The sequence below is a fragment of the Pseudomonas sp. N-137 genome (assembly GCF_034555295.1).
GTDB classification, from domain to species: Bacteria; Pseudomonadota; Gammaproteobacteria; order Pseudomonadales; family Pseudomonadaceae; genus Aquipseudomonas; species Aquipseudomonas rhizophila.
In genome coordinates this window covers 123,483-134,605 of record NZ_JAXUDQ010000011.1, presented here as the reverse complement: position 1 = coordinate 134,605, position 11,123 = coordinate 123,483, and the positions used below count along the sequence as shown (strand labels likewise).

Here is an 11,123-nt window from a genome sequence, read left to right as displayed (position 1 = left end):
CGCCGGATAGATTTAAGCAAGCCAACCACTTCACCCATTAATCAGTATTGCAAAAATGGGGGTGACCATAGATTTTTTATTCGGGGCCAGCGGCTAAGCCAGTGTGCGGCCAACGGGTACCTGCGTGATGTCACGTTTAGCGCCCGCCCTCAACGCGTGGCGCAGCTTCAGCGCCGGTCGCTCAACGCAGTAATACGACAAGCCACTCAATGCCAGCGACAACACCAGCACCAGTGTAATCATCAGGGCGCTGTACTCAACCGGCCAGAACGCCCGCAACACGTACATCACCACAAAATGGTTGAGGAACACGCCATAGCTGATATTCCCCAGAAACTCATCCATCCAGTGATGCTTAAGCCTGCTGAGCACATGCACCGCCGGCACACCCAAGACTATGCCCAAGGTTACTTCTGCGTTGAAGGGGCGGCGGGGAATGAACCCGACAACAATGGCCAGGAACATTATCGCTGCCACGACCGTGGTGATGGAGGCGACCCATAGTCCTTTGGCCTGGGCGTGGTACAGGTAGCTGCCGCACAGGAAGATGAACAACACGCCCGGCAGTAGACGGTAGCCGTAGATGTCGGTGTTGACGTAGCCCAGCGAGGCGACCAGGAAAACCGTTACGGACACCGCGAACGCAATGCCTCGGGCCTTATAAAGGATCAGAAACGGGATCAGCAGGTAAAAGCACATCTCCAGCCCCAGAGACCAGCCAGGTGGCAGGATCTCCGGCACAGTGATGCCGAACATATAGAAACCCAGCGGCACGATGGGCAGGCTGGTGGCGATGTTTTCGATTGTCAGCGCCGCTGCCTGTGGCGTGCCCGGCAGCAGGAAATGGATCACCGCGCAGGAGAGGACGAAATACAGAAGGAACTGCGGGTAAAGTCTCAACAATCGGTCAAGGTAGAACAGGCCGATTTTCCCTGGGACGTTGTAGCTCCTGTCGATCAAGGGCGTCATCACAAAACCACTGATAATCAGAAATGACACCACGGCAACAACGCCGGGATTAAACCCCATGAACATCACGCCCATGTGCGAAATCGCCACGAGCATGGCCAGCAGCAGCCGATAACTCCCCACGCCCATCATCCTTAATCAGACTTGATCCGTTGAAGCGGTAAGTTATTTGGGTTTATCGGCACTGAACAGAGGTTTGCGGGGCGGCGAGGAAGTGGGGGAATTTGGCAGATATGACATCGTTGTCTCAGTCAGACCGCCATCGCGAGCAGGCTCGCTCCCACATTGGCCGCGGGTGTTCACTCATTATGTGAACGCCATAGACCCCCTGTGGGAGCGAGCCTGCTCGCGATGACGGTGGAACTGACCCCGGGGGATTCCAGGGTTGGATATCAATTGAAGGCTGGCACCACCTGCTGGATAAACAGCTCCAGGGACTTCTTCTTCTCGGCATGGGACAGGCTGTTGTCGCACCAGAAGCTGAACTCATCCACGCCCAGTTCCTGGTAATACTTGATCCGTTCGATGATCTGCTGCGGGGTGCCGATCATGGTGTTCTTGCGAATGTTCTCCAGCTGGAACTCCGGACGCTCGGCGAATTTTTCTTCCGGGCTTGGTGCCAGAAAGCCGTTGACCGGAACTTGCTTGTTGCCGAACCAGGCGTCGAAGGTGCGGTAGAACTTGGAGATCGCCTGAGCGCCGATTTTCCAGCCTTCGGGATCGTCGGCGGCATGCACGTGGGTGTGACGCAGCACCATCAGTTGTGGACGCGGCACGTCAGGGTTGTTGTCCAGGGCAGCCTGGAACTTGTTCTTCAGGTCCAGGACTTCTTCATCGCCCTTCATCAGCGGCGTAACCATGACGTTGCAACCATTGGCGACGGCAAAGTTGTGGGAGTCCGGGTCGCGGGCGGCGATCCACATCGGTGGGTGGGGTTTGCGAATCGGCTTGGGCACGCTGGTGGAGGTGGGGAATTTCCAGGTTTCGCCGTCATGGGCGTAGTCGCCTTGCCACAGGGCACGCACCACCGGGACCATTTCCCGCAGAGCCTGGCCGCCGGAGGAGGCGGGCATGCCGCCAGCCATGCGGTCGAACTCCACTTGATAGGCGCCCCGGGCCAGACCGACTTCCATGCGGCCATTGCTGATCACATCCAGCAACGCACATTCGCCGGCCACCCGCAGCGGGTGCCAGAATGGCGCGATGATGGTGCCTGCGCCCAGGTGAATCGTGGTGGTCTTGCCGGCCAGGTATGCCAGCAATGGCATCGGGCTTGGCGAGATGGTGTACTCCATGGCGTGGTGCTCGCCGATCCACACGGTGCTGAAACCGCCGGCCTCGGCCATCAGGGTCAGCTCGCTCAGGTTTTCGAACAACTGGCGATGGCTGACGCTTTCGTCCCAGCGCTCCATGTGTACGAACAGGGAAAATTTCATGGCGCTTTCTCTTATGGTTGGCGATCGGTTCAGGCGAGGACGGGCAGGGCGCCCATCTTGCCGTGGCAGTAAACCAGCGGCCCCGGTGTGTGTTGCGGCACGATCAGGTTCTTCACGGCCCCGACCATAATGGCGTGGTCGCCGCCTTCGTATTCGCGCCACAGTTCACATTCAATGATGGCGGTGGCGTTGCTCAGCAGCGGGTTACCCAACTCGCTCAGGGTCCATTCGATGCCTTCGGCTTTGTCCTTGCCTTTGCGGGCGAATGCGTAGGCTTCGTTCTGTTGTCCGCCGGAGAGCAGGTGAATGGCGAAGCGCTTGTTCTTGATCAGCACCGGATAGGAATCGGAGCTGTAGTTGGGGCAAAACAGCACCAGGGCCGGCTCCATCGACAATGAGCTGAAGGCGCTGGCGGTGAGGCCCACGATGTGCCCGTCGTCATCGAGTGTGGTGATCACCGTCACACCGGACGGAAACGAGCCCATGACTTGTTTGTAAACGCTGGCATCGATCATTTAGCAGTCCTCGTACGCAATTCGGTTATGACGCGGTTCCTCAATGAGCCCCGGCGGCCTTGTTGAGGTCGCTTTCGGCCCATTGGGTGTAGACGCATGCATCGGCCGTGGCCCAGCGCACGCGCACCGGGTCCCCGGCCTTGAGGGGCATGCCGGCGGCGGAAAGCGCTTTGACCGTCATGGTAGTGCCGCCCGAAGTCACCACGCTGCAGGTCTGGCTCTCACCGAGAAACAGCACCTCGACGACCTTGGCCGAGACCTCATTCCAGCCGGCCGCCAAAGGCTCCTGGGTGGCTTGTTCGACGCTCAGGGCCAAGGCTTTTTCCGGGCGCACCATCAGCAATACAGCCTGATCGCTTTGCAGACCGGCGGTCAGTCGAATGGACAAGGACTGGTCTTCAAACGTCGCCACCGCGTTGCCCTGGGCCTTGAGCTTGAGAAAGTTGGAATTGCCTAGAAACGAGGCAACAAAGGCATTCGGCGGGTTCTGATAGAGGTCGTAGCCGCTGCCCAGGCCGACGATCTTGCCGTGGCTGAAGATGGCAATGCGTTGGGACAGGCGCATGGCTTCTTCCTGGTCGTGCGTGACGTAGACGATGGTGATGCCCAGGCGTCGATGCAACTGACGCAGTTCATCCTGCAGGTCTTCGCGAAGCTTTTTGTCCAGGGCGCCGAGAGGCTCGTCCATCAGCAAAATGCGTGGTTCGTAGACCAGCGCCCGGGCAATCGCCACGCGCTGCTGCTGGCCGCCGGACAGTTGCGAAGGGCGGCGGTGGGCAAATTGATCAAGCTGCACCAGCTTGAGCATGGCGTCGACGCGACGATCACGTTCAGCAGCGGCCAGTTTGCGGATCGCCAGCGGGAAGGCAATGTTGTCACGCACCGACAAATGCGGGAACAGCGAATACCGTTGGAACACCATGCCGATGTCGCGTTTGTGGGGTGGAACGTTTACCAGGGATTTGCCGTCCACCAGGATCTCGCCACTGCTGGGGGTCTCGAACCCGGCCAGCATCGACAGCGTGGTACTTTTGCCCGAGCCGCTGGAGCCCAGAAAAGTCAGGAATTCACCGTCCTGGATGTCCAGGGAAATGTCGTCCACGGCAGCAAAGTCGCCGTAGTGCTTGTTCAGGTTGCGCAGGCTGACCAGAGTCTTGTTGTTCTGTTGTGCGGGGTCTTTGACGGCACTCATCGTGTTCTCCTAGGCGCTCAGGCGCTGATTTCATTGCGCCGGCGCAGGGCGGCGGCGATCACCATCACCAAAACCGAGAGGCCGATCAGCAGCGTCGAAGCGACGGCGATCACAGGCGTCAGGTCCTGGCGCAGGGTGGTCCACATCTTTACTGGCAGGGTTTGTAAGGTCGGGCTGGCCATCATGACGCTCAGCACCACCTCGTCCCACGACACCAGGAACGCGAACAGGGCACCGGCGACCATGCCTGGGCGGATCGCCGGGAAGGTCACCTTGAACACCGCTTGCAGGCGTGAGGCGCCGCAGATCACCGCAGCGTCCTCAATGGACTGGTCGAACAGCTTCAACGAATTGATGATCGAAATGATGGTGAACGGCAGCGCGACGATGACGTGGCTGACCACGAACGCGAACATCGTGCCGGTGTAGCCGAGTTTGAGAAACAGCGCGTACACCGCCACTGCGATGATCACCAGTGGCACGATCATCGGCAGGGTGAACAGGCCGTAGAGCATTTCCCGGCCGGGGAAGCGTCCACGTACAAGGGCAAATGCGGTCGGCAGGCCCAGGGCCACAGCGCAGACGGTGGTCAGTACCGCGACCTTGAGGCTGGTCAATGCCGCGCTCATCCAGTCGGGATTGGAGAAAAACTGGCCGTACCATTTCAATGTCCAGCCCGGTGGCGGGAAGACCAGCCACTGGGACGAACCGAACGACAGCAGCACGATGAACACGATCGGCAACAGCAGGAACAGCGCAATCAGGCCAGTGGTGAAGTACAGACCGAACCGCATGCGCCGGCTCATGGCATTGGGGGTCAGGAGCATGACGGCTTACCTCGCGTTGCTGGCACCCACCGGGGATTCCGGCTGGAGCTTCAGGTAGAAGTAGAACAACACCAGGGTGATCACCACCAACAAGGCAGCGCCGGCACTGGCCAGGCCCCAGTTGAGGAACGACTGCACCTGCTGGATGATGAATTCGGGCAGCATCATGTTCTGCGCACCGCCCAGCAACGCCGGGGTCACGTAGTAACCGAGCGACATCACGAACACCATCAACCCGCCGGAGAACAGACCCGGCCGGCACAGCGGCAGGAACACCCGGAAGAAGTTGGTCCACGGGCTGGCGCCGCAGATGGAGCCGGCTTGCAGGATCATCGGGTCGATGGCCTGCATGGTCGCCTGCAACGGCAGGACAATGAATGGGATCATGATGTAGCTCATGCCGATGACCACGCCGGTGAGGTTGTGCACCATCTCCAGCGGTTGGTCGATGATGCCCAGCGCCATCAGCGTCTTGTTGATCACCCCGGAGGCTTGCAGCAGCACCAGCCAGGAATAAGTACGGGCCAGCAGGCTGGTCCACATCGACAGCAAGACAATGTTCAGCATCCAGCGGCCCCAGCCTCGAGGCACCAGGGTGATGGCCCAGGCCAGGGGGAAGCCCAGCAACAGGCTGAACAGCGTCACCAGCCCGGCTACCGAAAAGGTGTTGAACAACACCCTTGCATAGGCCGAATTGGCGAACAATTGCTCGTAGTTGCCCAGCCCGGGCACCGGTTCCAGCACGCCACGCAGCAGCAACCCAATCAACGGCGCCAGGAAGAACAGGCCCAGGAACAGCAGGGCGGGGAGCAGATTGCCGGCCCCGCGCCAGCGCTGTGCCAGCGACGGCGTTTGCGCGACCATCGCTGCCTTGGCGGTTGCCGCGTCGGCAGCGCCAGGGGCGCTCCCGGTGCGAGGGGTTGCCGTTGCCGAAATTTTCATTTCACCAGCCATTCGTTCCACCGTGTCGCGATGTCCTGACCGTTCTTGGCCCAGTACGCGTAATCAAGTGTGATCTGATCCTTGGCGTGGGCGGTCGGCAAGTTGGGAGCGAGCACCGAATCCAGGCGTGCGATGCTGTCGACGTTGACCGGCGCGTAAGCGGTCAGGTTGGAAAAGTCCGCCTGGCCCTTGGCGCTGCTGGCGTTGGCCAGGAACTTCATGGCCGCGGCCTTGTTTTTCGAGCCTTTTGGAATGACCAGGATGTCGGCCATGACCAGGTTTTGTTTCCAGCTTACGCCGACGGGGGCGTCGTCCTGCTGCAGCGCATAGATACGGCCATTCCAGAACTGCCCGATGCTGGCTTCGCCGGAGGCAAGCAGTTGCTGGGACTGGGCACCGCCGCCCCACCAGACGATGTCTTTTTTGATGGTGTCGAGTTTTTTGAAGGCGCGGTCCAGGTCCAGCGGGTAAAGCTTGTCCGCTGCAACGCCGTCGGCCAGCAGAGCCAGTTCAAGCACGCCAGGGCTTGGCCACTTGTACAGGGCGCGTTTGCCAGGGTAGGTCTTGGTGTCGAACAGCGCGGACCAGTCCTCAGGTTTACCGGAACCGAGCTTGTCTTCGTTGTAGCCGAGGACGAACGAGAAGTAGAACGAGCCGACGCCGTGATCGGACACGAAGCGTGGATCGATCTTGTCGCGTTCGATGACCGAGAAGTCCAGGGGTTCGAGCAAACCCTCAGCGGCGGCGCGCAAGGCAAAGTCCGCTTCGACATCTACCACGTCCCACTGCACGTTACCGCTTTCGACCATGGCCTTGAGTTTGCCGTAGTCGGTCGGACCATCCTGGACCACGGTGATGCCGCTGGCCTTGCTGAACGGGGCGGCCCAAGCCTGCTTCTGGGCGTCCTGGGTGCTGCCGCCCCAACTGACGAAGTTGATGCTTTCGGCCGCCATCGATGCCTGGCTGGTAACGCTCAGCAGACCTGCAAAAAAAATTGCGGCTGCACTTTTCTTCAACACCATTTTCACGCCCTCATTGTTGTGTTTATTGAGCGGGCTTGTGTTTACCCGCTTATCGGGAGCTTCAGGTCCATCTGGCCTTGCAGGCGACCGGGCCAAGGGCTGGTTTTGTGTGCTTGCCCGCTGGGCGCACTTGGCTGGAGTGGTCGGTCTATGGAATATCATATTATGGTATTCCAAACTTTCTGCAAGCATTTTGCCGTACCGGCTATCTGTCTGGCCGGGATTTTTTGCACTCTCTGTGGGAGCGAGCCTGCTCGCGATAGCGGTGTGTCAGTCAACATTTGAGACCGATAGGTCTACCGCTATCGCGAGCAGGCTCGCTCCCACAGAGGACGGTGATGCCTCATGCTTATCCGGTAAAGGGAATACTCTCCACCACCTCCAGGTCATACCCCGTCAACCCCGCGTATTTGAGCGGCGGCCCCAGGTGCCGCAACTTGCCGACGCCCAGGTCCTGGAGAATCTGCGCACCGGTGCCTACTTCAGAATAGATGCGTGATTGCGACCGGCTGAACTGGCGTGGCGGCTGGGTCAGCTGCGGTACGCGCTCGAGCAACGCCTGGGACGATTCGTGATTGGCCAGTACGACCACCACGCCGCAGCCTTCTTCGGCGACCCGTTGCAGGGCCGCCCACAGCGTCCAATTGGAAGGCCCGTTGTATTCGGCACCCACCAGGTCCCGCAGCGGGTCGATCACGTGCACTCGCACCAAGGTCGGTTCTTCCCGGCGAATATCGCCCATCACCATCGCCATGTGCACGCCGCCTTCGATGCGGTCTTCGAAGGTGAATAAGCGAAAGGTACCGTGCACCGTGGGCAATTCGCGTTCACCGATGCGCACCACGGTGTGCTCGGTGCTCAAGCGGTAGTGGATCAGGTCGGCGATGGTGCCGATCTTGATCCCGTGCCTGTGGGCAAAAATCTCAAGGTCAGGACGGCGGGCCATGGTGCCGTCGTCGTTCATCACTTCGACGATCACCGACGCCGGTGTGAAGCCTGCCAGGCGCGCCAGGTCGCAACCGGCTTCGGTGTGACCGGCGCGGGTCAGCACGCCACCTTCCTTGGCGCGCAACGGAAAAATATGGCCCGGCTGCACCAGGTCTGTGGGACCGGCGCCGACAGCGACCGCCGCGGCAACGGTGCGCGCGCGGTCGGCAGCAGATATGCCGGTAGTCACGCCAACGGCCGCCTCGATGGATATGGTGAAGGCGGTGCTGAAGACACTGCCATTGCTGGGCACCATTTGCTCCAGGCCCAAGCGCTGACAGTGTTCGTCGGTCAAGGTCAGGCAGATCAATCCGCGCGCTTCGCGAGCCATGAAGCTGATGGCTTCGGCGCTGCAGCGGTCGGCGGCCAGCAACAGGTCGCCTTCGTTCTCCCGATCCTCGTCGTCAACCAGGAGCACCATCTTGCCTTGTCGGTAGTCTTCGATGATTTCTTCGATGCTGTTGAAGGCCATGCTGGAATTCTCGGTGTCAGGTTAAAATACCTGGTATACCATAATACAAAATAAACCGAGAGGTCACTATGAAGGCGTACTGGATTGCTCATGTAGATGTCACCGACCCCGATCAATACAGCCAATACACCCAGCGGGCGCCAGCGGCGTTTGCTCTGTATGGCGGACGGATGCTGGCCCGGGGCGGGCGTAGCAAGGCGATGGAAGGCAGGGCCACGCCGCAACGCAGCGTGGTGATCGAGTTCGATTCTTACGAGCAGGCGCTGGCCTGTTATCACTCGCAGCAGTATCAGGCGGCCAAGCGCTATCGCCTGGACGTAGCCAAGGCTGAGGTGATCATCGTCGAGGGTATTGCGCCCTGAGGCCTGTCAGCGGATGAAATGAATCTTGCCGCTGTCGTCGTTGCCAATGTAGATGCCGTAGACCCCGGCCTGGCGTTCCTCGATGTAGCGTTCGAGGATCTGGCGGATGGCCGGGTAGTAAATACTGTCCCACGGAATATCTTCAGGGGCGAAGAACTGGCAAGCGAGGGTTTCCGGGCCGAACTGGCCAGTGATCTCCAGCGCGATGGCGCGAAAGATGATGTACACCTCGCTGATTTTCGGCACGCTGAAGATCGAGTAGGGCGAGAGAATGTCCGCGCGAACGCCGGTCTCTTCCCAGACTTCGCGCAGTGCCGCCTGCTCGGTGGTCTCACCGCCCTCCATGAAGCCCGCCGGCAGCGTCCAGGTGCCGGGGCGCGGAGGAATTGCGCGCTGGCACAGCAGGTACTTGCCGTCCTGCTCGATGATGCAGCCGGCAATGATCTTCGGATTCACATAATGGATATAGCCACAGCCACCGCACATCAGGCGTTCGTGGGTATCGCCCGCTGGCAGGCGGTGACTCAAGTCGCTGCCGCCGCACCTTGGACAAAAGCTGGGGCTGAACATGATCAGCGACCTATGCGAGGTTCTTTGAGGGCGATGGGCGCCGTGATTTCAGGGATGTCGCCGGTTTCTTCCTGCTGGCGCTTGAGGTACTCCAGGGCGACCTTGGCGGCGGCGCGCACATGGTCGACACAAGCCTGGTGGGCGGCCAGCGGATCGCCACTCTTGATTGCCTCGACCATGCGTTCCATTTCCTGGTTGCTGCTACCGCGACGGTTCTGCTGGGACACCGAGGTCGCCCGCAGATAGCTGATCCGGGCCTGCAACTGGCGCAACTGAGTGGCGGCAACATGGTTGCCGGAGCCTTCCAGCAGCACATCGTAGAAGCCCTGTACTGAATCGATGACCTGTTGCAGTTCGCCGTCCTTGAGGGCCTTGCGGTTCTCCTCCAGGGCTTTTTCCAGCGCTTTGATGTCCTTGGCCTTGGCCCGCAGGGTGAACAGCTGAACGATCAAACCCTCGAGTACACAGCGCAGTTCATAGATGTCGCCGGCATCGGCCAACGTGATGATCGCGACTCGTGGGCCCTTGGCATCGGCGAATTCCACCAGCCCTTCGGATTCGAGGTGACGCAAGGCTTCGCGCACCGACGTGCGGCTCACGCCCAGGCGATCGCACAGATCGCGTTCGACCAGACGATCTCCCGGCAGAAGCTGGAAATTCATGATGGCGCTTCGCAGTTTATCCAGCACGATTTCGCGCAGGGTAACGGGGTTGCGATTGACCTTGAAGCTGTCGTCGAGTGGCAGGCGTTTCATCGGGTCCGCTCTGTAATGTGGCTGTCCATGCAGAAGGGGCAAGAGGCTTGCCCGCTCAGATCAAACAGCCGAGGGTTAACTGGAGGCCTCGGCATCGGCTTCGGCGAAGGCTTCACGGGCGAGCCGGAAACTGTCTACGGCAGCAGGGACGCCGCAATAGATGCCGACCTGAAGCAGAATTTCGCGTATTTGCTCACGACTCAGGCCGTTACGCAAGGCGCCACGCACATGCAGCTTGAGTTCGTGCGGACGATTGAGCGCCGAGATCATGGCCAGATTAATCATGCTGCGTTCCTTGAGCGATAAACCCTCACGGCCCCAGACATGGCCCCAGCAGTATTCGGTGACCATTTCCTGCAAGGGGCGAGTGAAATCGTCGGCGTTCTCGATGGAGCGGTTGACGTAGTCCTCGCCCAGCACTTGGGTGCGGATCTTCAGGCCTTGTTCATATTTGTCGTTGCTCATCGTGGTGGCTCTCAACATCGTCGATAGAGGTTGGTTGTGCAGTTGCACGTCTGCTTGGCTCATGCCGGCTCCTGAGAAAATGGGGCGCTCCCACATTGGATCTGCGCCCGGAAGACTCAGGCCAGCACCGGCAGTGGGCCGAGCTTGCCTTTGTGGTAGATCATCGGCGTCACCGGCTGCTCGGGCAGGATCAGGTTTTTCACCGCGCCGACGATGATCGCGTGGTCACCACCATCGTATTCGCGCCACAGTTCACACTCGATGATCGCTGTGGCTTTGCTCAGCAGCGGGTTACCGCGCTCGCTCAGGTGCCAGTCGATACCCTTGGCCTTGTCCTTGCCTTTTCCGGCGAAGGCATAGGCTTCGGCGGTCTGGTCGGCGGACAGCAGGTGGATCGCGAACTGTTTGCTGTCACGCAGGATCGGGTAGGTGTCGGAGGCGTAGTTGGGGCAAAACAGCACCAGCGCCGGGTCGATCGACAGCGCGCTGAAGGCGCTGGCGGTGATGCCGACGATATTGCCGTCTGGGTCCAGGGTGGTCACCACCGTGACGCCGGATGGGAACGAACTCATGACTTCTTTGTAAATGCCGGGCTCGATCATTTCTCAG

At 60.1% G+C, this 11,123-nt stretch carries 13 protein-coding genes; 1 reads left to right on the top strand and 12 read right to left on the bottom strand.

Translation table 11 applies throughout. From position 1 onward, the window contains the following. Positions 1–93 precede the first annotated feature (93 nt). The 8 genes from T3A99_RS13100 to ribBA all read right to left on the bottom strand — a co-directional run bounded on the left by T3A99_RS13100 (position 94) and on the right by ribBA (position 8,362). Positions 94–1,101, bottom strand: a complete 1,008-nt coding sequence (locus T3A99_RS13100) for an acyltransferase (RefSeq protein ID WP_322834436.1) — start codon at positions 1,099–1,101, stop codon at positions 94–96. Positions 1,102–1,361: 260 nt separating this feature from the next. Beyond that, a complete protein-coding gene (locus T3A99_RS13095; protein ID WP_076385089.1) occupies positions 1,362–2,405 on the bottom strand; it encodes an LLM class flavin-dependent oxidoreductase in 1,044 nt (347 codons plus the stop codon). Positions 2,406–2,434: 29 nt separating this feature from the next. After that, positions 2,435–2,920 carry a flavin reductase family protein gene (locus tag T3A99_RS13090; protein WP_076385087.1) on the bottom strand — a complete coding sequence of 162 codons (486 nt, stop codon included), beginning with the start codon at positions 2,918–2,920 and terminating at the stop codon, positions 2,435–2,437. A 40-nt stretch (positions 2,921–2,960) separates the two neighbouring features. Further along, complete coding sequence (locus T3A99_RS13085; RefSeq protein WP_188251665.1) at positions 2,961–4,112, bottom strand: ABC transporter ATP-binding protein; 1,152 nt, start codon at positions 4,110–4,112, stop codon at positions 2,961–2,963. Between the two features lie 17 nt (positions 4,113–4,129). After that, positions 4,130–4,939: an ABC transporter permease gene (locus tag T3A99_RS13080; protein ID WP_053125546.1), complete on the bottom strand. Its 810-nt coding sequence runs from the start codon at positions 4,937–4,939 to the stop codon at positions 4,130–4,132. 6 nt (positions 4,940–4,945) lie between these two features. Further along, positions 4,946–5,881, bottom strand: a complete 936-nt coding sequence (locus tag T3A99_RS13075; RefSeq protein ID WP_076385083.1) for an ABC transporter permease — start codon at positions 5,879–5,881, stop codon at positions 4,946–4,948. Further along, positions 5,878–6,903 (bottom strand): ABC transporter substrate-binding protein, encoded by a 1,026-nt coding sequence (locus T3A99_RS13070; RefSeq protein WP_047226621.1) that lies wholly within the window; start codon positions 6,901–6,903, stop codon positions 5,878–5,880. Before T3A99_RS13070 ends, T3A99_RS13075 begins: the two co-directional genes overlap by 4 nt. Positions 6,904–7,252: 349 nt before the next feature. Continuing rightward, on the bottom strand, positions 7,253–8,362 hold the full coding sequence (gene ribBA, locus T3A99_RS13065; RefSeq protein ID WP_076385081.1) for a bifunctional 3,4-dihydroxy-2-butanone-4-phosphate synthase/GTP cyclohydrolase II: 1,110 nt from the start codon (positions 8,360–8,362) through the stop codon (positions 7,253–7,255). A 68-nt stretch (positions 8,363–8,430) separates the two neighbouring features. Here ribBA and T3A99_RS13060 point away from each other — a divergent pair, with 68 nt between their 5' ends. Continuing rightward, positions 8,431–8,724, top strand: coding sequence for a DUF1330 domain-containing protein (locus tag T3A99_RS13060; RefSeq protein ID WP_047226619.1), 294 nt, complete (start codon positions 8,431–8,433; stop codon positions 8,722–8,724). Positions 8,725–8,730: 6 nt separating this feature from the next. On the opposite strand, the gene T3A99_RS13055 is transcribed toward T3A99_RS13060, so the two are convergent. From T3A99_RS13055 to T3A99_RS13040, 4 genes are all read right to left on the bottom strand, one after another. Next, the gene (locus T3A99_RS13055) at positions 8,731–9,294 is read right to left on the bottom strand and encodes an NUDIX hydrolase (RefSeq protein ID WP_047226618.1); all 564 of its coding nucleotides are present in this window, start codon (positions 9,292–9,294) and stop codon (positions 8,731–8,733) included. A gap of 2 nt (positions 9,295–9,296) precedes the next feature. Beyond that, positions 9,297–10,049, bottom strand: coding sequence for a GntR family transcriptional regulator (locus T3A99_RS13050; RefSeq protein WP_047226617.1), 753 nt, complete (start codon positions 10,047–10,049; stop codon positions 9,297–9,299). A gap of 75 nt (positions 10,050–10,124) precedes the next feature. Next, positions 10,125–10,514, bottom strand: a complete 390-nt coding sequence (locus T3A99_RS13045; RefSeq protein WP_047226643.1) for a carboxymuconolactone decarboxylase family protein — start codon at positions 10,512–10,514, stop codon at positions 10,125–10,127. A 116-nt stretch (positions 10,515–10,630) separates the two neighbouring features. Further along, positions 10,631–11,116, bottom strand: a complete 486-nt coding sequence (locus T3A99_RS13040; RefSeq protein ID WP_047226616.1) for a flavin reductase family protein — start codon at positions 11,114–11,116, stop codon at positions 10,631–10,633. Positions 11,117–11,123 lie beyond the last annotated feature (7 nt).

Bases quoted from the DNA above. Each gene is read 5' to 3' on its own strand.
- T3A99_RS13100 (WP_322834436.1), bottom strand. From the start codon at position 1,101: ATGATGGGCGTGGGGAGTTATCGGCTGCTGCTGGCCATGCTCGTGGCG.
- T3A99_RS13095 (WP_076385089.1), bottom strand. From the start codon at position 2,405: ATGAAATTTTCCCTGTTCGTACACATGGAGCGCTGGGACGAAAGCGTC.
- T3A99_RS13090 (WP_076385087.1), bottom strand. From the start codon at position 2,920: ATGATCGATGCCAGCGTTTACAAACAAGTCATGGGCTCGTTTCCGTCC.
- T3A99_RS13085 (WP_188251665.1), bottom strand. From the start codon at position 4,112: ATGAGTGCCGTCAAAGACCCCGCACAACAGAACAACAAGACTCTGGTC.
- T3A99_RS13080 (WP_053125546.1), bottom strand. From the start codon at position 4,939: ATGCTCCTGACCCCCAATGCCATGAGCCGGCGCATGCGGTTCGGTCTG.
- T3A99_RS13075 (WP_076385083.1), bottom strand. From the start codon at position 5,881: ATGAAAATTTCGGCAACGGCAACCCCTCGCACCGGGAGCGCCCCTGGC.
- T3A99_RS13070 (WP_047226621.1), bottom strand. From the start codon at position 6,903: ATGGTGTTGAAGAAAAGTGCAGCCGCAATTTTTTTTGCAGGTCTGCTG.
- ribBA (WP_076385081.1), bottom strand. From the start codon at position 8,362: ATGGCCTTCAACAGCATCGAAGAAATCATCGAAGACTACCGACAAGGC.
- T3A99_RS13060 (WP_047226619.1), top strand. From the start codon at position 8,431: ATGAAGGCGTACTGGATTGCTCATGTAGATGTCACCGACCCCGATCAA.
- T3A99_RS13055 (WP_047226618.1), bottom strand. From the start codon at position 9,294: ATGTTCAGCCCCAGCTTTTGTCCAAGGTGCGGCGGCAGCGACTTGAGT.
- T3A99_RS13050 (WP_047226617.1), bottom strand. From the start codon at position 10,049: ATGAAACGCCTGCCACTCGACGACAGCTTCAAGGTCAATCGCAACCCC.
- T3A99_RS13045 (WP_047226643.1), bottom strand. From the start codon at position 10,514: ATGAGCAACGACAAATATGAACAAGGCCTGAAGATCCGCACCCAAGTG.
- T3A99_RS13040 (WP_047226616.1), bottom strand. From the start codon at position 11,116: ATGATCGAGCCCGGCATTTACAAAGAAGTCATGAGTTCGTTCCCATCC.